Source organism: Fusobacterium sp., assembly GCF_029258315.1.
In the GTDB taxonomy this organism is placed as follows: domain Bacteria; phylum Fusobacteriota; class Fusobacteriia; order Fusobacteriales; family Fusobacteriaceae; genus Fusobacterium_B.
The window spans coordinates 1-20,862 of the sequence record NZ_JARHZE010000027.1; the positions used below are offsets into that span (position 1 = coordinate 1).

Here is a 20,862-nt window from a genome sequence, read left to right on the forward strand (position 1 = left end):
TGCTGCCGCTCCATCTCCAAAAAGAATAGCTGTATTTCTATCTTGCATATCCACTAATCTAGAAATAGATTCTGCTCCAATTACCAGTATTTTTTTATACATACCACTTTGAATTAAAGCTTTTCCAACTGTAAGAGAATATATAAATCCACTACAAGCTGCTTGTATATCAAAAGCTGCTGCATTTACTGCCCCTATTTTCTTTTGAATTAAAGAAGAACAGTTTTGTACTCTATAATCAGCTGAACAAGTAGCCAATATTATTAGCTCAATATCTTTTGCCTCAAGTCCTGCATCTTTTAAAGCTTTCTTAGCTGCTTCTGCACCAAGGTCTGATGTCCCTTGCCCCTCTTCTACAAATCTTCTTTCTTTTATTCCAGTTCTTGTTGTAATCCATTCATCTGAAGTATCTACTAATTTTTCCCAATCAGCGTTACTCATAATTTTTTCAGGAACATATTTACCGAATCCTAATATTCCTACATTATTTATCACTTATTATTCCTCCTATAAATTAATTCTCTATTTTTTCTTCAAAAGTAGAACTTAACTTTTCAACAAATTTATTTTTAGCAAATTCATTAGCAACTTTTATAGCATTTTTAAAAGCAACTGCATCTGAATTTCCATGAGCTTTTATAGATATTCCATTAAGCCCTAAAAATAAAGCTCCTCCATACTCTGAAGAATCCATTTTATTTTTCATTTTCTTTAAAGCTTTTTTCATAAATAAAAATCCTATTTTTGCAAAAAAACTTCCCATTATCTCTTCTTTTAAAACATCAAAAATAAATTTAGATACTCCCTCAGCTGTTTTTAAAACCATATTTCCTGTAAAGCCATCAGTAACAATAACATCAACTTTTCCATTCATCATATCTCTACTCTCTATATTTCCAATAAAATTTATATTTTTATTTTCTTTTAGTAGATTGTAAGCCTCTCTTGTTACCTCATTTCCTTTTCCCTCTTCACTTCCAATATTTAAAAGCCCAACCACTGGTTTTTCTTTTTTTAAAATATCTTCAGCAAATTTACTTCCCATTAAAGCAAATTGATTTATAAATTCAGCCTTGGTATCTGCATTAGCCCCCATATCCATAAATACAAAGTTTCCATTTTTGCAAGGAAAAACAGTTGCTATTGCTGGCCTCAAGATCCCTTTTATTCTTCTAAGTTTTAACTGACTAGCTGAAATATGTGCTCCTGTATTTCCTGCTGACACAAAAGCATCTCCCATTCCATCTTTTACAAGTTGTAAACCTACATTTAAAGAGGAGTCTTTTTTCTTTCTAACAGCTTGAACTGGATCATCATCCATCTCTATAACCTCTGTTGCATTAACCACCTCAAGACGTTCTCTATCTAAATTCATAGTAGAAATTATTGAATTTAACTTCTCTTCTTTTCCTACTACTGTAATATTTATATCTGGCATTTCTTTAAGAGCTAAAGCTATCCCTTTTATTATCTCTTCGCTTCCTTTATCTCCTCCCATTCCATCTACAACTATTTTCATAAAATGCACCTCTTCTTATAAACTTTAATCAATTATACCATAATTTGCTAATTATATAAAATTTTTTTCATTTTTCCACAATAATATAACAAGTGTTATATTTAATATTATAAAAAAAGCAAGTTGGTTAAATCCACTTGCTTTTTTTATCTCGACTATTCTGCTGATGCATTTAGTACTTGTTTTCCGTTATAATCTCCACACTCTAAACAAACTCTATGAGGTCTTTTAGTAGCTCCACATTTTTCACAAGTAACTAGAGTAGTTCCTGCGATTGCATGGTGAGATCTTCTCATATTTTTTTTAGCTTTTGAAGTCTTTTTCTTAGGTACTGCCATTTAGTTTCCCCCTCCTCACAAATTCATATTTTTAATTTTTTATTTTTATATTCATCAGTCCTGCCCATCTTGAATCTGTCTCTTCTCCAGAATACTTTTCTAAGAAACTCTCATCTTCGCATTTCGGAGTACAAGAGGGATATTGGGGCATATCTAATATTAACTGCTCTCTTACAAGTTCTGTGATATCAACTTCATCATTTTGTACCTCAATGTAGTCTTTATCATCCATTGAACCTTGTTTATCCAAACTATCTAAATATTTTTGATAATCTTTCTCAGTTATCGCCACTCCATAAAAATCTTTATCTTTTAATTCTATTTCAAGATCTGAAAGACATCTTACACAAGTAGTCAAAAACTTTGCTGAATATTTACCAAATATTATATATTCATTTTTTTCTTTTTGTATAGTTCCTTTTACTGTAATATCTTCTAATAAATCTACATCATCTAATTGAGATATTGTAAAATTAAAACTTTTTGAGTTCACAACATCTATTTCGCTTAATTTTATTTTCATAACAAGCCCCCTATTATTGTGATACCTATTTATTCTACACGTTTTTTTGTTTTTTGTCAAGAAGATTTTATATTTTATTATACATTAAATAAAAATTCCATTAAATCTCCATCTTGAACTATATAATCCTTACCTTCAAGTCTCATTACTCCAGCTTCTTGAGCACCCTTCCATCCACCAAGTTTTACAAAATCTTCATAAGAACAAACCTTTGCTCTTATAAATCCTCTTTCAAAATCTGTATGGATAACTCCAGCTGCTTTTGGAGCTGTATCTCCTATATTGATTGTCCAAGCTCTAACTTCTTTTACTCCTGCAGTAAAATATGTTTGTAAACCTAATAATTTAAATCCTGCTTTTATAAGTCTGTTAAGTCCTGCTTCTTCAACTCCTAGACTTTCTAAAAATTCTTTTTTGTCTTCTTCTTCCATCTCTTGTAACTCTTCCTCAACTTTAGCTGATACAATTACAACCTCTGAACCTAAATTTGCTGCATATTCTTTCACTTGATCTACATATTGGTTTCCTGTTGCTATATCATCTTCTGATACATTTGTTACAAATATCATCGGTTTTATTGTTAAGAATTGATAAACTTTTAAAATATCTTTTTCGTCATCAGTAAGGTCTAATGTTTTTAAAAGTTTTTCTTCCATTAAATGTTTATGACATTTTTCTAAAATTGGAACTAATTTCATAGCATCTTTATTTTTTGCCACTAAAAGTTTTTTATTTTTTTCTAAAGCTTTCTCAACAGTTTCTAAATCAGCTAAAATTAATTCTCCATTTATAACATTTATATCTTTTATAGGATCTACTTTCCCATTTACATGGACTACATTTTCATCATCAAAGCATCTAACAACTTGGCATATTGCAGCTGTTCCTCTGATATTTGATAAAAATTTATTTCCTAAACCTTCTCCTCTTGAAGCTCCTGCAACTAATCCAGCTATATCAACAAACTCTACTGTTGCATTTAATATTCTTTGTGGATTTATTATCTCAGATAATTTTTCTAATCTTTCATCAGGTACTGTTACCATCCCTACATTTGGCTCTATTGTACAAAAAGGATAGTTTGCAGCTTCTGCTGCTCCAGCTTTTGTTATTGCATTAAAAAGAGTAGACTTTCCTACATTAGGTAATCCAACTATTCCTATTCCTATCATTCTGTCCCTTTCCTCCTACAAAATTTTACTTTACTCTAAATTTTATCATAAATACTTTAATTTGTAAATTACTTATTCTTCAAAAAATTTTTTAAAATTATTTTGACTTATTTTGTCAATTATGCTAAAATCAAAATATAGGGTATACCCCTATATACTTTAAGGAGGCCTGTTATGAATATAAAATTATCCGTAGAAAATCTACATTGTGCTCATTGTGGTGAAAAAATCACAGAAGCTATTTCTAAACTTGAAGAGGTTGAACAATGTTCATTAAACTTTTTAGCCAAAAGATTTTCAGTTACTATTAAAGATGAAATTAATATAAATGAATTTATTAAGAAGGTTAATAATCTTGCTCAATCTATTGAAGATGGAGTTACTATTAAAAATCCTTCAAATGTTGAAAAGGAAAACCTAACATTAAAACTTTCTGTTGAAAATTTACATTGTGCTCACTGTGCTGAAAAAATCACTGAGGCTATTTCTAAGCTTGAAGAAGTTAAAGAGTGCTCTCTTAACTTTTTAGCTAAAAGATATTTAATCACTGTTAATGGTGAAACTAATGAAAATGATTTTATAAGAAAAATTAATGATATTGCTCAAGGAATTGAAAAAGAAGTTATCATCAAAAGTCCAAGTAAAAAAATTATTCCTAAGCATTCAGATCACACTCATATAAATTATTCAAATGAAAATAAAGTGTGTCATGATTCCTCTTGTGATTGTAGTTCTCACCATCATCAAAAAGAAAGCTTTATAAAAAAAATTAACTTTGAAAAATTATTCCTTGTAATTGGAATTTTATTATTTATTTCTGCTTATTTTATTAAAGTAGAAAATATTAAAATAATCACTTATATCATTGCTTATTTTATGGTTGGTAGTGATGTTTTATATAAATCACTTCTTAATATTAAAAGAAAAAATTTCTTAGATGAAAACTTTTTAATGTCAATAGCCACTATTGGTTCTATTGGTATCGGTGAGTATAGCGAGGCTGTTGGAGTAATGATATTCTATAAAATAGGTGAATATTTCCAAGATAAAGCCGTTAATAACTCTAAAAACTCTATTGAAAATCTTTTAAAATTAAAAGTTGTAACTGCTAACTTAAAAACTTCAGATGGTAGTATTAAAAAAATAACTCCTGAAGAAATTAGGGTAAATGATATTTTAATTATAAAGGCTGGGGAAAGTATTCCTGTTGATGGAGTTGTAGTTTCTGGTAAATCAAATCTTAATCTCTCTGCATTAACTGGTGAATCTCTACCTATATATATAGAAGAAAATGATGAGGTCTTAAGTGGAAGTATCAATATTGATGGAGTTTTAGAAATAAAAGCTACTAAACTTTATAAAAATTCTACTATAAATAAGATAGTTGAAATGATTGAAGAGGCTGGAGATAAAAAAGCTCATACTGAAAAATTTATTACAAAGTTTGCTAAATATTATACTCCTGTTGTAGTGGCCACAGCCCTTGTTGTTGCTTTTATCTTCCCGTTATTTTTAGGAGATTTTAAAACTTGGTTGGGTAGATCTCTAATATTCTTAGTTATCTCTTGCCCTTGTGCTTTAGTTTTATCTATTCCACTTACTTTCTTTAGTAGTATTGGATATGCTTCAAAAAATGGTATTCTTATAAAAGGTGGAAACTTTTTAGAAAGATTAAAAAATATAGAGGCTGTTGTATTTGATAAGACTGGTACACTTACAGAAAATAGTTTCCAAATAGAAACTATCTCTGCTTTTAATTCTAACTCAAAAGAAAAAGTTTTAGAACTTGCTAAAGCTGGGGAAATCTATTCAAACCATCCTTTAGCAAAGGTTATTCTTAAATCTAATGATATAAAGATCGATGAGAATAATATAAAAAATTATCAAGAAATCTCAGGAAAAGGAATATCTTGCCAATATAAAAACAACTCTCTTCTTGTTGGAAATAAAAAATTGATGGTTGAAAATAATATCTCTCTATCAAATGTAAGTGTTGAAGAAAATTCGATGATATATATTGCTGAAAATGGTATTTTAATAGGAACTATTAGTTTCAATAGTATTATAAAAACTAATTCTAAACAAACAATTTCTGAACTTTCAAAAATGAAAGTAAAATCATTTATGCTTACTGGTGACAATGAAGTATCTGCTAAAAAGATTGCTAGTAGTCTAAATATGGATCCTGAAAATATATATTCTAATCTTTTACCTCAAGACAAGGTTGCAACTTTTGAAAAAATTAAAACTAAAAATGAGGGAGTTATATATATTGGAGATGGTATAAACGATGCTCCTGTTTTATCTCTAGCTGATGTTGGTATTGCTATGGGAGGAATGGGTAGTGATATTGCTATCGAATCTGCTGATGTTGTTTTACTTCAAGATGATCCTTATAAAATAGTTCAGCTTTTAAAATTGGCTCAACTTAATAAAAAGGTTGTATTCCAAAATATAGTTTTCTCTCTTGGAATAAAAATTATTGTGATGATCTTAGGTATACTTGGACTAGCTAATATGTGGCTTGCTATCTTTGCCGATGTAGGAGTTTCTCTACTAGCAGTATTAAACGCTTCTCGTATACTTATGACAAAAAAATTATAATCAAAAATATTTTTTATGATATAATAAAGCTATCTTAATTATTTTTAAGATAGCTTTTTTTAAGGAAGTGATATTTTGATATATTTTTTATACGGAGATATACCTCTTCAATTAAAATATGAAGAACTTTATAAAAAAATAAAAAGTGAAAACCCACAGATTGTCGAACAGTATTTCGATATCTCCCAAGATAATATTGATGATATATTTTTAGCTCTATCTTCAAATAGTATGTTTTCACCATTAACTTTAATAACTATTAAAAGATTGGAAAAAATCAAAGATGTTTCTAAATTTATAAAATCTTTAGGGGAATTTAATTATTCACAAAAAATAATTATTTTATTATATGAGGAGTTTTTAGGAGATTTCGGAAAAGCTACCAACGAGATAGATAAAACATCTCTTAAAAATGCTGAAAAAATTGCTGAAATTATCCCAGCTAGAAAAGCTCTAGAAAAAAAATCTCTCGAGTTTTATATAACTAAGGAACTTTCTTGCTCTCAATACGAGGCTGAAAAATTTTTAGAAATCGTGGGAGATGATTTTTATAAAATAAAAAACGAAATAGAAAAAGTTAAAAATTTTCTTAATGGAGAGCCTTTTAATCTTGAAAAATCTATAAAAATTTTATCTGTTAGTAACGAATATAGTTTAAATAAGTTGATTGAACTATTTTTATATAAAAAAGAAAAAGAGCGTCTTATTGAATATCTTCAAAGAGAAAAAAACTATATGCTATTTCTATCAATTTTTGTAGAAGAAATATCAATACTAGCAAAATTAAAAAATCTACAAAAACGTGGAATTATCTTTTCAAATGTTTCATATAATCAATTTAAAGCTGATGTTTACCCAAATATTAAAAACCTATTCAAAAAAGATAATTTTAGATTTATTGCTGAGTATCCATTATTTTTAAAACTTAAATATCTAGATAATTTTTCATATGATTTTTTTAACGATAAATTACTTAGATGTCTTGATGCTGAATACAATTTCAAAAGTGGACTTGTCGATGAAAATATTTCTATTGAAATGTTAATAAATAGTTTTTTTGAAAAAAAATTGGACTGATAATCTCAGTCCCTTTTTTATTTTTTATATTCCTCTATTATCTGTTTTGTTAAATCTGGATAGTTCCCTATTATTATATCTATCCCCTTATCTATCATATCTCTAATATCTTTCTCTTTATTTACTGTAAAAGTATTTATCTCTATATTATGAGATTTTATTTCTTCTACTATCTCTTTAGTCATATTTGGAAAATAGGGATGATAGCATTGAACCCCTACCTCTTCAGTATATTTTCCTGCATTTATTATCCAAGTTTCACTTAGTAATCCATACTTTAAGTTTGGAGCTATTTTTTTCATTCTAAGAATCGAAAAATGATTGAAACTAGAAATAATAACCTTATCTTCTAATTTATATTCTTTTATAAGTTCCCAAACCTTTTCTTCAATTCCTAAATACTCTTTTACTCCTGTTTTTAACTCTATATTTGTAACTATATCTTTATCTTTTATATATTCAAAATATTCTCTTAAAGTTGGTATTGGATTTATTCCATATTCCCCTTTAAATTTAAATGATGCATCAAATTTTTTTAATTCTTCATAATTATATGAAGAAACTGCCCCACTTCCATCTGTTGTCCTATCTATTGTTTCATCGTGGATAATAACAACCTCTCCATCTTTTGTTAATTGAACATCTAACTCAATCCCATCTGCACCAACTTCCACTGCTTTTTTAAAAGCAATCATTGTATTTTCTGGATAGTTTCCACTAAATCCTCTATGAGCAAAATTTTTAGTCATCTTCTTAGCCTCTCTTTTTTCTTTACAAAAAAATAAAATAATTTTTGAATATTTCTAACAAATATATGATATTCATTTTTTATTATTTTGTCAATTATACCCAAATATTAATTATAATATTTAATTTTACAAAATCATATTTTTAATATAAAATATAAGAGTAATCTTTTAAGTTCTAAGTTTTTAGAATTATTTTTAATTGGGAGATGATTAATGATAAAAGATATTTTGGAAAAGGAAAATCTTTCAAAAGAAGATTTATTAAAATTAATTCAAATAGAAGATCCTCAAGAATTACAACTTCTTTTGGACAAGGCCTATGAAATAAAATTAAAATATATAGGAAACAAAGTCTATTATAGGGGACTTATTGAATGTTCCAATATTTGTATAAAAAATTGTAGATATTGTGGAATAAGAAAAGGTAATGAAAATGTAGAAAGATTCATGTTAACTAAAGATGATATTCTAGAAATTTCTCAATGGATATATGAAAATGGATATGGTTCTCTCGCTTTACAAAGTGGAGAAAGAAATGACTCTGAATTTGTAAATTTTATTGAAGAAACTTTGGTAGAGATACAAAAAAATTCTAATAATTCTTTAGGAATAACTTTATCTCTTGGAGAACAAACTCTTGATACTTATAAAAGATGGTTAAAGGCTGGAGCTAGTCGTTATCTTTTGAGAATTGAAACTACAAATAGAGAACTTTTTAAAAAAATTCATCCAAATGATGAATTTCATACTTTTGAAAGAAGAATCAAGGCTTTAAAAGATTTAAGAACTGCTGGATATCAAGTTGGTACTGGGGTAATGATTGGACTTCCTGGACAAACCTATGAAGACTTAGTAAATGATATCATTTTCTTTAAAGAAAATGATATTGATATGATAGGGATGGGTCCCTATATTATCCACGAAGAAACTCCTTTAGGTCAAGAGGCTTTGGGAAATATTTTATCTGATGGAAAAAGATTTCAACTAAGTTTAAAAATGATTGCTCTTTGTAGAATTTATCTAAAAGATATTAACATTGCAGCAACAACAGCTCTTCACGCCCTTGATCCACTTGGAAGAGAGAAAGGAATTTTAGCTGGAGCAAATGTTATTATGCCAAATGCTACTTCAAAAAATATAAAACCTAAGTATCAACTTTATAGAGGAAAACCAAATCTTAATGATGATGCAATAAAAGGTAAATTAGCATTGGAAAAAAGTTTAAAAGAAGTTGGAGAAGAGGTTGTTTATTTTAAACAAGGAAATTCCCCACATTTTTATAACAGACAAAAATAGAGAGGTGTATATGTATTTAGAAGGATATATTAAATCAGATTTTTTAGAAAACTTTGAAACTTGTGACAAAAAAGCTATTTTGGTAGCTAATTTTGGAACTACTCATGAAAATACTAGAAAAGAAACTATTGATTCTTTAATCAATGAAGTTAAACTCTCTTTTCCTGACTTTGAAGTTAGAGAGTGTTACACTTCAAGAATTATTCAAAAAAAATTAAAAGAAAAAAGAATATTTATTGATAATCCTGTTGAGGCTATGGAAAATTTAAAAAAGGATGGTTTCACTCATATTTTAGTTATTGTTAGCAATATAATTCCTGGTATTGAGTATGACGCCCTACAAAAAAATATAGAACATTTCTCAAGTGATTTTAAAGAGATTAGAATAACTCCACCTCTTTTTAATAATAGTGATATTTATTTAGATGTGGCTCAAATTTTAAATGCTCATTTTAAAAATTCATCAAAGGAAAATTCTCTTGTTTTTGTAGGACATGGAACTCATGACTCTAGCAATTCTATTTATCCTTGTATGGATTATGTTTTTAAATATCTAGGTTATAATTATTATGTAGGAACTATTGAAGGATTTCCAAGTTTAGAAGATGTAATAAAAATCTTGAAAAAAGATAATATAAAAAAAGTTTCTCTTATTCCTTTTATGTTTGTATCTGGAGAACACGCTAAAAATGATATAGCTATCGAATGGAGAGAGAAATTTATAGAGGAAGGTTTTGAAACTGATGTTGATCTTACAAGTCTTGGTTCTATAAAAGAGATTAGAAATATTTTTATTGAGTTTGCTAAATTTTTACTAGACTATAAAAAAGAAGATATAATTGCTAAAAAATTATTTTATAGTAAATAAATCTATGTAAAAAAATTGCCCCATTATCTTAAAACTGAGATAGTGGGGCATTTTATTATTTTTTTAATCTCACATCAGGTTCTGTTGATAATTTAAATAGTGGTATAAATCTATCCCATCCTGTAAGAGTAAGAATTAATAGTGAAAATACTGTTATTATTGCTAAAAAATTATATTTTATTATATCTGAAGGTACAAAGTTATATAATGGATAAACGACATTAGCTATCCCTACAAAAAATACTGTGTATGTATGCCAAGGAATAAATTGAGAACCAAATACCCCCATAGAATTACTAAAACAAGCATTTCTTAATCTCAGATTATATTTATCTTCTTCAAACCCCTCTACATTTTCATCAACTAAATTTTTTATTATTGGTCCAATAGTTACTATCTGTGCCATCTCATCAGCTAAGGCTACATTTCCTAAAATTGTAAATATTCCATTGTAAAACATAAGTTGTCTTATATTTTTAGAAAGCTTTCTCACAACTCTTGATAATGGTTCAAAGGCATTTATACTTCCCATTATTCCACCAAAAGCTGTTATCCACATCATCATAACAATTACACTTCCACCGGCTCCTGAAAAACCTGAATACATAAGATCTAAAAAATTTCTTACACTTGGAACAGTTCCAGCAAAAAGTCCAAAGATCAATGAACTAATTATACCAATGAACAAACATAATAAAGTTGGTAAACCTTTTATTGCTGATATAAAAACAAAAATTAAAGGAAGACCCATAAATAATGGCACACCTTTTTTAACCTGCTCCAATAAAATAATTGCAGACTCTCTCTCTTTTGCCAAAGCAATCCATACATCTTTTGGAATTTCATTTATTGCATCCTTTGCATTTCCAACTACATCTGGAAGACCCATTGCAACTGAAACCAAATAAAAAGATATTACACCTACTACCAAACAAGCTAAAGACCAAACTCCTTGATGTCTTACTCTGTGAATAACCTCTACTTTTTGCATCCCAGAACTTACAACAGTCGTATCTGAAATAAGCCCAATGTTATCTCCAAAACAAGCTCCCCCAGCAATAGCTCCCAATGTTAAAACTACATTTCCACCAACAATATGATTTAGCCACAAAAATATAGGTGCACAAGCTGCAAAAGTTCCCCAAGAAGTTCCAATAGTTACTGATAAAATACTTGTAACCAAAATTCCTGTCATAGCTATTGTTTTGGCTGTAAGTCCAAAGTTAAGAGCCATTATAATGATTGATGCTCCTACTCCTGTGGCCATAAAAGCCTCTGCCATAGCATAGGCAAGCATCAAAATAAAAAATACAATTTGAACTTCTTTTACACTATCAATAGCTTTATTAACAATCTCATTAAAAGGAAGTCCCTCTGTGATCCAAGCTATAATAGCTACATATATAGTTGCTATTGGGGCAGCTATTAGAAAATCTAATTTTATAATAACCATTAAAACTCCCAGTAAAACAACTGGAGAAAGTTTTAATATCTCTATAAAAATTCCTTTTTTTTCAGTTTTTGTCATTCGACCCTCCTAATTCTCTAAATAAAAAAAACCTTATATACAAAATATAAGGCAAAATTTCAAAATAGTAAAATTACAACTAACTTTACAATGGATAGCCCTACATTAGTTTTACTAATGTCAGTATTAGAAATATTTTTCCTAATCCCAAGTATTCAAAGATAAGCCTCTCTAAATCTTTCGGCAAAATTCCCTTTCAATCCTTATCAATGCTCGGCTAAAACTCCAAAGATTTAATAATGTTTTTTGCAACCTCTATCAAAATATTTAATTGTTCCAAAAAAAATAATAACATCTTTTCTCTATTTTTGTCAATGTTTATTTTTCATTTTTTTGTTTCATTTTACTCTTATCAATGTTATAATTAATATAATAATTTATTTTATATGGAGAGTTTAATGGAAAAAATTATCTTAAATGTAGATGAAAGTTTTAAAGGAAAAAGAATCGATGTTTTCTTGCAAAATAATATTTCTGATAAAAGTAGAGCTTTTATTCAAAAACTTATAGATGATAAAAATATCACTATAAATAGTAAAATTTGTAGTAAATCATCTTTAAAATTAAAGGGAAATGAAATAATTGAAGTTTCTATTCCTGAAGAGATACCAAAAGAGATTTTGCCTGAAAATATTCCTTTAAATATTGTATATGAAGATAATGATATTGCAATTATTAATAAACCAGCCAATTTAACGGTTCACCCTGCTCAAGATATTATAAGTGGAACTTTAGTCAATGGACTTTTATTTCATTTTTCTACCTTAGCAAATATTGAAACTGATAAAATAAGACCTGGTATTGTTCATAGACTTGATAAAAATACAAGTGGACTTATAGTTATTGCAAAAACAAATATTGCTTATGAAAAATTGATAGATAAATTTAAAACGAAGGATATAAGAAAAACTTATCTTGCTATATGCAAGGGAAATTTTAAAGATAAATCTGGAAGAATTGAAAATCTCATAGGAAGAGATCCAAATGAAAGAAAAAGAATGGCTGTTGTAGAAATAAATGGTAAGCCTGCTATAAGCAATTATGAAATTATTGATGAGGTTCAAGATTTTTCTTTAGTAAAAGTTAATATTGAAACTGGTCGTACTCATCAGATAAGAGTACATATGAAATATTTAAATCATCCTATCTTAGGTGATGATACCTATGGAAGTCCTTCAAAATTAGCAAATAGACAGATGCTTCACGCTTATTTATTGGAGTTTTCACATCCAATAACTGATGAGAAATTAAAAATATTTGGAAGTTTGCCAGATGATTTTTTAGATGTGGCTAAAAATTTAAAATTAGATGTTAATAAAAATAAAGAAAATGGTGATATATAAATGAGTAATCTTTATGAATTTGATATTGAAAAAGGAAGTATTTTAGGAGTGGATGAGGCTGGTAGAGGTCCTTTAGCTGGACCAGTTGTTGCTGCTGCTGTTAAAATTCACGAATATCACGACTTTTTTGAAGGGATAAACGACTCTAAAAAACTTAGTGAGAAAAAAAGAGAGGAGTTATTTGATAAAATAATTTCTTATTGTGATGTTGGAATTGGTATAGCTTCTGTTGAAGAGATTGATGAGTTTAATATTTTAGAGGCTACTTTTATAGCTATGAATAGAGCTATTGAAGATATAAAAAAAGATGAGAACGTTAAGTTTGATACAGTTTTAGTAGATGGAAATAAGCTTATAAAGAAATATGATGGTAAACAGGAGTTTCTTATAAAGGGAGATGCTAAATCTTTATCTATTGCAGCTGCTTCAATTATTGCAAAAGTTACAAGAGATAGAATTATGTTAAAATTTGCAGAACTTTATCCTGAATACCATTTTGAAAAACACAAAGGGTATGGTACAAAATTACATAGAGAAATTTTACTAGAAAAAGGTGTGCTACCTATCCATAGAAAAACTTTTTTGAAAAAAATTCTATCTAAATAATATAAATTTAAGGTGAGAATATGAAAAATTTTTTAAATAAAAGAACTCAAGGAGAATATTTTGAAAAATTAGCTCTTAATTTTTTAGAAAAAAATAATTTTACTCTTTTATATAAAAATTTTTACTGTAAATATGGAGAAATTGATATTATTGTTAAAAAAGAAAACTTGATAGTTTTTGTAGAAGTCAAACAAAGATCTTCTTTAAATTTTGGAAGTGGACTAGAGGCTATCAATTTTCAAAAACAAAGAAAAATTTTTCTTTCTGCTCAATACTTTCTCTATAAAAATCATCTTGAAAATTTTAATTTTAGATTTGATGCTATCACATTTGATAAAAATAACCAATGTGAATGGATTAAAAATATAATGCGAGGTGATGAAATTGGATTTTAGATGCCCTAAATGTGGGAGTGAAAATTACTTTGTAAAAACTGCTGTCTTTCCTGAAAAAGACTCTAAATTAAAATTTGATTTTGGCACTTATTATTTAAAAATTTGTTCTGATTGTGGTTATACAGAGATCTATTCAGCTAAAGTTGTAGATAAAGACATTAAAAAAATAAAAAAAGATGCACCTAAGCCTAAGCCAGCACCTTAAAAAATTTTTTTACTATAATAAATGTAGTGTCTGTAATAAAACTTTAGATGATTCAGAATTATATATATGTAAGGAATGCCAAAAACTTTTTAAGGAACAATCATCTTTAAAATTTTTTAAAGATGTGTATTATATTTTTGATTATGATCAAAATTTTAAAAGTTTAATAAAAAATTATAAATTTTATAATAGGAAATATCTTGGATTTTTTATAAGTCAATTGGTTGATAAAAATTTAAAAAAAATTATTTTAGAAAATGATATTGATATTATCATTCCTGTTCCTTTAAATAAAAAAAGACTACTATCTCGTGGATTTAATCAAGTTTCGTTTATATTAGATATTTTAAATATAGAATATTCTAAAATTGTGAGAGTAAAAAATACCAAACATATGAGTCTTTTACTTGATAAAAATATGAGGAAACACAATATTTCAAAGGCATTCTATATTCCCATTGATATAAATAAAAAAAATATTTTAATAATAGATGATATTATTACTACTGGAAGTACAATAAAAGAGATTATAAAAGAATTAAAAATTTCTGGTACTCCTAAAAGTATTACCATTTTTACTTTTTCAATGGCACATTCTTATAAAAAATCTTTTTAGGAGAAAATAAATGAAAATCTTAGTTGATAATAAAGAATTTACATTAAATACTACTTTTAATAGTTTCGGTGAACTTATTAATGAGATAATAAAAAAATTAAAAGCTGAAGAAAAAATTATCGAAACTATTATAGTTGATGGGGTTGTTCTTAATACAACTTCCATTGTAAATGTTTCAAAAATAACTTTACTTGAGATATTTACAAAAAGTCATAAAAATATTCTTTTTCACTCTTTATTCTTATTAGAAGAATATATTCAAGAATATTTTAAAACATTAAAGATTTTAGAAGATTATGAGTTAGATCCTCTAACTTACGATATGAAAGTCAATGAGGTTGTAAGTTTTCTCAACTGGACTTTAAATCTTTTATATAGTCTTAGAGAAAATACCTACATTGAATTTTTTTATGTTGGATATAATGAATTTTTAGAAGATTTTAAAAACAGTTATGACAATCTTATGAAAGCTCTTGAAAGCGGTGATTATGAAGCTGCTTTTGATATTCTTGAGTTTGAAATTTCAGATATGCTTTCTGCTCTTGGAGAAAATATTGAAAATTACAAAAAGGATATTCTGATTGATGAAAACTCATCAACACATGCAATTTAATAATTTTTGAATAAAAATTAATCAAAAAACATGAATTTATTAACTTTTTCAAAATTAGTATTTTTTTTCAGAATATGATAAAATCTAATAGTAAAGAATAATATAATTTTAAATTTTTTTAGGAGGATTTGTTATGAGAAAAACAATAATCGCTGGAAACTGGAAAATGAACAAAACTAATAAAGAAGCTGTTGAAATGTTAACAGAATTAAAAGAAATTGTTGCTGGAATAGATTCTGTTGGAATAGTTATCGGAGCTCCTTTCACTGCTCTTTCTGATGCTGTTAAAGCTGTTGCTGGAAGCAATATCAAAATAGCTGCTGAAAATGTTTACCCTAAAGAATCTGGAGCATACACTGGTGAAGTTTCTCCTGTTATGTTAAAAGAAATAGGTGTTGAATATGTAATCCTTGGACACTCTGAAAGAAGAGAATATTTCAACGAAACTAATGAATTTATAAATGAAAAAGTTAAATGTGTATTAGCACATGGAATGACTCCAATTCTTTGTATCGGAGAAAAACTAGAAGATAGAGAAGCTGGAAGAACTAATGATGTAAATAAAACTCAATTAAGAGGTGGACTTGCTGGTCTTACTGCTGAAGAAGCTAAAAAAGTTGTTATTGCTTATGAACCTGTATGGGCAATCGGAACTGGAAAAACAGCTACTCCTGAAATCGCTGAAGAAACTCATAAAGCAATCAGAACTGAATTAGCTGATATGTTTGGTGAAGAAGTTGCTAATGAAATTACAGTTCAATATGGTGGATCTATGAAACCAAGCAACGCTAAAGAATTACTTGCACAAGCTGATATCGATGGTGGATTAATCGGAGGAGCTTCTCTAGCTGCTAAAGATTTCTCTGAAATTGTTAAGGCTGCATTATAATTAAATTTTTATTTAGGTAGGAAGGATTAAAAAAAATGACAAAAAAACCATTAATGTTAATGATATTAGACGGTTGGGGAATTAGCAAATGCGATTCTTGTGTAAACGCTATAAAAAATGCTCACCCTGATTATTTCTTAAGTTTATTAGAAAAATACCCTCATTCAGAACTTTTTGCTTCTGAAGAATATGTAGGATTACCTGCTGGACAAATGGGAAACTCTGAAGTAGGACATTTAAATATTGGAGCTGGAAGAGTTATATATCAACCTCTTGTTCAAATCAGTAAAGATATAAAAGATGGAACTTTCTTTGAAATTCCTGTTCTTAAAGAAGCTTTCGAATTTGCTAAAGCTCACAATAATACAGTTCACATTGGAGGACTTTTATCTGACGGAGGAGTTCACTCTCATATTGAACACTGTTTCGGACTTTTAGAAATGGGTAAAAAATATGGTGTTAAAATGTATCTTCACGCTTTCTTAGATGGAAGAGATACTGCTCCAACTTCAGGTGCTGGATTCTTACAACAAGTTGAAGATAAAATGGCTGAATTAAACTATGGTAAAGTAGCTACTATGTCTGGTAGATATTTCGCTATGGACAGAGATAAAAACTGGGATAGAACTAAAAAAACTTATGACAATATGACTCTAGGAAATGGAATTGAAGCTACTTCTGTTTCTGAAGCTATAAAAGCATCTTATGAAAACGGAGTTACAGATGAGTTCGTTGAACCAACTGTATTTGATAAAGAAGGGCTAGTTAAAGAAGGAGATGTATTTATCAACTTTAACTTTAGACCTGACAGAGCTAGACAGATAACTAGAGCTCTAAATGATAAAGAGTTCCCATATTTTGAAAGAAGCATAGCTCCAGTTAAAGTTTATTGTATGAGACAATATGACGCTACAATAGATGCACCTGTTGTTTATGTTGATGAAGAGATAAAAAATACTTTAGGAGAGGTTATTTCTAAAGCTGGTTTAAAACAATTTAGAACAGCTGAAACTGAAAAATATGCTCATGTTACTTTCTTCTTTAACGGTGGAAAAGAAACTCAATATGAGGGAGAAGAGAGAAAACTTGTTGCATCTCCAAAAGTTGCTACTTATGACTTAAAACCTGAAATGTCAGCTTATGAAGTAACAGAAGGATTATTAGAAGCTTTAGATTCTAATAAATATGATGTATTCATCGTAAACTTCGCTAACCCTGATATGGTTGGACATACTGGTGTAGTTGAAGCTGCTGTAAAAGCTATAAAAGCTGTTGATGAATGTGTTAAAAAAGTTGCTACTAAAGTGTTAGAGCTTGACGGAACTTTACTTGTTACTGCTGACCACGGAAACGCTGAACTTATGGTTGACCCTGTAACTGGTGCTCCATTTACATCTCATACTATAAACAAAGTTCCTTTTGTTTTCGTATCTAATCATACAGAAAATGTTCATCTTGCTGATGGAAAATTAGCAGATATAGCTCCTACTATGTTAAATCTTTTAGGAGTTGCTAAACCTGCTGAGATGACAGGAGATAACTTAGTTAAATAAGTTTTCAATTAAATAGTTTCTTACTGATTTTTGGGATTATTAAATATCTAATATTTGATAATCCCTTTTTAATTAAAAAAATCCTTACTGTAAATAATTATAGCAAGGATTTTTGTTCTCTAAAAAATTAATATCTCTACATCTTGAGCTAATTTTTCTAACTTATTATTTAATTCCTTTGAAATATTTTCAGATAATTCAAAGGTAAAATTATTTTCAGATTTTTCTAACTCTTCCATTATTGATATACTTAATTTTTCTTTTGTTTTTTCAGAAAGGAATATATCTTTTCTTACAAGTTTTCTTAAAAGTATTGGAATAGATTTTTTTATAAAAAGATGTTTTGTCCTATTAAATCCAATAAGTCCAGCTATTATTCCTATTATAGCTCCTCCTAAAAATCCAAGTGGACCAGTGGCTATTAATGCTGTTCCACTACCACCACAAAGCATTCCCATTAAAATAGCAATTATTAAAGAAATTATTCCATTTATTATATTCTCTCCTTGAAGATTACTTATGGAAAAATTAATATTATGTAAATCCGTTCTCATATTTATAGATAAAAGGTTCATTTCCTCTCTTGGAATCATATATCTGTCACAAATCTCATCAATAGGAATTTGTAATTTATCACATAAACTCACTGACCAATCGATAATGGATTTTTCTAAAAGAGGTCTTATTTTTTCAGGAACTAGTATATCTTTTATTCTTTCTAAAAGAATACTATTCATCTCTTCTATTGTATCAATCTTTCCTTTTTTCCAAAGAACAATATTTGGTAAAATTCCCTCAGTTATCACATATTCTGTTAACTTTTCTACAAGTGGATAGATCAACTCTTTTATTTGGTTATCAACATTTTCTTTAACAACTCCACTTTTAATAAAATTTTTAACTTCTCCTCTAAACTCTCTAAGTCTTTCATCTATAATTCCAGAATAAGCTAAACCTTTTCCAATAGAAAATTCTGGTTCTTCAGAATTAACTATTATTGCATTTGGAAATGAAAACTTACACTGCTCCTTAAAGAACTTCATTCTTGAAGCTCCACCTGTTAATATTAAAAGTTTTGGTGGATTATCTTTAGTAACTTTTGCTGCCTCATATAGTGAATATTGTATTCCCTCTACAAAAGATTTACCATTCAATTCTTTTATTGGTTTATTTATTATATTTCTTATAATCTCTTCACTAGCTTTTATAGAAAGATTTTGTACCCCATCATAATATAAAGAAACTATTTCCTCACAAAATGAATTTTTATATAATTCCTCATTTGTAAAATATTTTTCCTTAACCTTTCTCGAAACAAGTTGAGCATAACAACGCCAACCATAACTTTCAGTAAATATCTCATTTATTTTTTCAGAAGAATCACTATTTTTTATAGCCTCCTGCAATAAATACTCATCTATTAAACCACTACCTAGGTTATTGTTTCCAAAAACCCCAATCCCTGTTTCCTTACCATTTACAATATATGCAAAATCTAAAGTTGATGATCCAATATCTACAACTAAAACACTCTCTTTCAAAAGTTCTGGATTTACCCTTATATTTTTAGCCTCTCTAGCATATAAAAAAGCAGCTCTTGATTCTGATATAACCCTAACATTTGGTATATTAGCTTTTACTAATAAATTTTTATATCTTTCTCTCATTGCTAAAGTCCAACCTGCTGGACAACCAACTGTTATTTGAATATCTTCTCCTATATCAAGATCTTTTAATTTTCTAACAACTCCCTTTACAAAAAGAATTATATCTTTTTCAGCAATTTCTGAATTTTCAGAGAAACGACTTTTAAATCTAACTCTTAAAGAATTTTTATCCCCTAGAGATATAGCCTGTTCTCCTATTAAAATATTATCCTCTCCATCAACAGCCACTGCTGAAATAAAACTTCTTTTATCATCAAGGGATAAAATTATTGGCTCTATATCTTTACTAGCAGATGAGATTTGGGCAACTGTACTTTCTCCATCTCCTAAATCAAAACCTATATATTTCATTTCTCCCTCCTTTTAATTTATTTTCTTTATTGCTACCCCTCTTACAAATACTTTATTACTATCTTTTTCTATAAAAGCTGATTTTATAGTCATTGTTGAATTTTTTGAAGGTAGTATATCAAAATATTTTTCTGTTTCCTTTGAATACTCTATCTTTTCTATATTATTTGACAAAAGAATATTCTCTATCTCTTTATTTACAATAGGTACAATTACTTTATTATCTGTTTTTTCAATCTCATCAAATTTTTGAAAAACTTCAAGAATATTTTTATCAAGATTGCTCTCTTTTTTATTTTCCAATCCATTTAATATGGTTAACTCTTCTATATATCTATCTAGAGCCTCCATATTTCTATCCATAAATTCCATTATTTTATCTATATTTAAATTTATCTCAGTTTTTTGTACTGTTTCTACTATCTTCGAATCTTCCCTATATTTTTTTAAAATAAGCAACAATATTAAAATTTCGCTGACAAGTCCAGCTATCCCTACACCTATCATAATATAATAATTTAATTTTATTCCTTGAGAAAAACTATACCAGAGTGAATAAAATAAAACACAGTGCATTAAAGTTAAAAAAACTATATTTCCTTTTTGCTTATACACCTTAATATTTTCTTCTGACCATATTCTAACACTTCCTAGGGTATTATAAATATTAAAATTTTCTTTTAAAATTGTGAAAAGAATTCCTATCTGTTGACGAAGTTTAGAATTTTTTTCCTCTGACATAACATTATGCTGTATATTTTCTATTTTTTGTACCAAAATATTTTTTATATCTTGAACTGTTTTATTTTCTGCTGATATTTCTTTTTTTGTTTCCTCTTTTAGCTCTCTCCATTTATCTACTGCCTTCATAATACACCTCCAGTATATTCTTTGACGAGTTTTACTATTAAAAAGATTGAAAAAAGGAAATCCTTAAATAAGGATTTCCC

At 27.9% G+C, this 20,862-nt stretch carries 21 protein-coding genes and 1 riboswitch; of the genes, 12 read left to right on the forward strand and 9 right to left on the reverse strand.

What is annotated here, in order from left to right:
• From Q1J48_RS01835 to ychF, 5 genes are all read right to left on the reverse strand, one after another.
• Positions 1 to 495: thiolase family protein (locus Q1J48_RS01835; RefSeq protein ID WP_498040963.1), on the reverse strand; the 495-nt coding region annotated here is incomplete at its 3' end.
• 19 nt (positions 496 to 514) lie between these two features.
• A complete protein-coding gene (plsX, locus tag Q1J48_RS01840; RefSeq protein WP_300328368.1) occupies positions 515 to 1,519 on the reverse strand; it encodes a phosphate acyltransferase PlsX in 1,005 nt (334 codons plus the stop codon).
• A 155-nt stretch (positions 1,520 to 1,674) separates the two neighbouring features.
• Positions 1,675 to 1,857, reverse strand: coding sequence for a 50S ribosomal protein L32 (gene rpmF, locus Q1J48_RS01845; RefSeq protein ID WP_027128777.1), 183 nt, complete (start codon positions 1,855 to 1,857; stop codon positions 1,675 to 1,677).
• Between the two features lie 31 nt (positions 1,858 to 1,888).
• On the reverse strand, positions 1,889 to 2,380 hold the full coding sequence (locus Q1J48_RS01850; protein WP_300328375.1) for a YceD family protein: 492 nt from the start codon (positions 2,378 to 2,380) through the stop codon (positions 1,889 to 1,891).
• Positions 2,381 to 2,457: 77 nt separating this feature from the next.
• Positions 2,458 to 3,552 (reverse strand): redox-regulated ATPase YchF, encoded by a 1,095-nt coding sequence (gene ychF, locus Q1J48_RS01855; RefSeq protein ID WP_300360744.1) that lies wholly within the window; start codon positions 3,550 to 3,552, stop codon positions 2,458 to 2,460.
• Between the two features lie 174 nt (positions 3,553 to 3,726).
• On the opposite strand from ychF, the gene Q1J48_RS01860 reads away from it, so the two are divergent.
• Both Q1J48_RS01860 and Q1J48_RS01865 read left to right on the forward strand, forming a co-directional pair.
• The gene (locus tag Q1J48_RS01860; RefSeq protein ID WP_300360746.1) at positions 3,727 to 6,156 is read left to right on the forward strand and encodes a heavy metal translocating P-type ATPase; all 2,430 of its coding nucleotides are present in this window, start codon (positions 3,727 to 3,729) and stop codon (positions 6,154 to 6,156) included.
• Between the two features lie 75 nt (positions 6,157 to 6,231).
• Entirely contained in the window at positions 6,232 to 7,233 is a 1,002-nt protein-coding gene (locus tag Q1J48_RS01865) for a DNA polymerase III subunit delta (protein WP_300360747.1), read from the forward strand.
• A gap of 17 nt (positions 7,234 to 7,250) precedes the next feature.
• Here the strand turns inward: Q1J48_RS01865 and Q1J48_RS01870 are convergent, their stop codons facing one another.
• On the reverse strand, positions 7,251 to 7,982 hold the full coding sequence (locus tag Q1J48_RS01870) for a glycerophosphodiester phosphodiesterase (RefSeq protein WP_300360748.1): 732 nt from the start codon (positions 7,980 to 7,982) through the stop codon (positions 7,251 to 7,253).
• Between the two features lie 213 nt (positions 7,983 to 8,195).
• On the opposite strand from Q1J48_RS01870, the gene hydE reads away from it, so the two are divergent.
• Entirely contained in the window at positions 8,196 to 9,278 is a 1,083-nt protein-coding gene (hydE, locus tag Q1J48_RS01875) for a [FeFe] hydrogenase H-cluster radical SAM maturase HydE (protein WP_300360749.1), read from the forward strand.
• Between the two features lie 10 nt (positions 9,279 to 9,288).
• Entirely contained in the window at positions 9,289 to 10,146 is an 858-nt protein-coding gene (locus tag Q1J48_RS01880) for a sirohydrochlorin cobaltochelatase (protein WP_300360751.1), read from the forward strand.
• 55 nt (positions 10,147 to 10,201) lie between these two features.
• On the opposite strand, the gene Q1J48_RS01885 is transcribed toward Q1J48_RS01880, so the two are convergent.
• Positions 10,202 to 11,674 (reverse strand): Na+/H+ antiporter NhaC family protein, encoded by a 1,473-nt coding sequence (locus tag Q1J48_RS01885; protein WP_300328394.1) that lies wholly within the window; start codon positions 11,672 to 11,674, stop codon positions 10,202 to 10,204.
• Positions 11,675 to 11,761: 87 nt separating this feature from the next.
• Positions 11,762 to 11,940: riboswitch (Lysine riboswitch) on the reverse strand.
• A 120-nt stretch (positions 11,941 to 12,060) separates the two neighbouring features.
• Between Q1J48_RS01885 and Q1J48_RS01890 the strand changes: the two genes are divergently transcribed.
• The 8 genes from Q1J48_RS01890 to gpmI all read left to right on the forward strand — a co-directional run bounded on the left by Q1J48_RS01890 (position 12,061) and on the right by gpmI (position 17,894).
• Entirely contained in the window at positions 12,061 to 13,017 is a 957-nt protein-coding gene (locus tag Q1J48_RS01890; RefSeq protein ID WP_300360752.1) for an RluA family pseudouridine synthase, read from the forward strand.
• Entirely contained in the window at positions 13,018 to 13,623 is a 606-nt protein-coding gene (rnhB, locus tag Q1J48_RS01895) for a ribonuclease HII (protein WP_300328399.1), read from the forward strand.
• A gap of 20 nt (positions 13,624 to 13,643) precedes the next feature.
• Positions 13,644 to 14,018, forward strand: coding sequence for a YraN family protein (locus tag Q1J48_RS01900; protein WP_300328402.1), 375 nt, complete (start codon positions 13,644 to 13,646; stop codon positions 14,016 to 14,018).
• Complete coding sequence (locus Q1J48_RS01905; protein ID WP_300328405.1) at positions 14,002 to 14,223, forward strand: zinc ribbon domain-containing protein; 222 nt, start codon at positions 14,002 to 14,004, stop codon at positions 14,221 to 14,223. Before Q1J48_RS01900 ends, Q1J48_RS01905 begins: the two co-directional genes overlap by 17 nt.
• Positions 14,224 to 14,443: 220 nt before the next feature.
• Entirely contained in the window at positions 14,444 to 14,839 is a 396-nt protein-coding gene (locus tag Q1J48_RS01910) for a ComF family protein (protein ID WP_300360753.1), read from the forward strand.
• Between the two features lie 10 nt (positions 14,840 to 14,849).
• Complete coding sequence (locus Q1J48_RS01915) at positions 14,850 to 15,452, forward strand: DUF8042 domain-containing protein (RefSeq protein WP_300328411.1); 603 nt, start codon at positions 14,850 to 14,852, stop codon at positions 15,450 to 15,452.
• A gap of 133 nt (positions 15,453 to 15,585) precedes the next feature.
• Entirely contained in the window at positions 15,586 to 16,341 is a 756-nt protein-coding gene (gene tpiA / locus Q1J48_RS01920) for a triose-phosphate isomerase (RefSeq protein WP_300360755.1), read from the forward strand.
• A gap of 35 nt (positions 16,342 to 16,376) precedes the next feature.
• A complete protein-coding gene (gene gpmI, locus Q1J48_RS01925; RefSeq protein WP_300360756.1) occupies positions 16,377 to 17,894 on the forward strand; it encodes a 2,3-bisphosphoglycerate-independent phosphoglycerate mutase in 1,518 nt (505 codons plus the stop codon).
• 119 nt (positions 17,895 to 18,013) lie between these two features.
• Here gpmI and Q1J48_RS01930 read toward each other — a convergent pair whose 3' ends face one another.
• Together Q1J48_RS01930 and Q1J48_RS01935 are read right to left on the reverse strand one after the other, a co-directional pair.
• Positions 18,014 to 19,912: an Hsp70 family protein gene (locus tag Q1J48_RS01930; RefSeq protein WP_300360757.1), complete on the reverse strand. Its 1,899-nt coding sequence runs from the start codon at positions 19,910 to 19,912 to the stop codon at positions 18,014 to 18,016.
• Positions 19,913 to 19,924: 12 nt separating this feature from the next.
• Complete coding sequence (locus Q1J48_RS01935) at positions 19,925 to 20,782, reverse strand: hypothetical protein (protein WP_300360759.1); 858 nt, start codon at positions 20,780 to 20,782, stop codon at positions 19,925 to 19,927.
• Positions 20,783 to 20,862 lie beyond the last annotated feature (80 nt).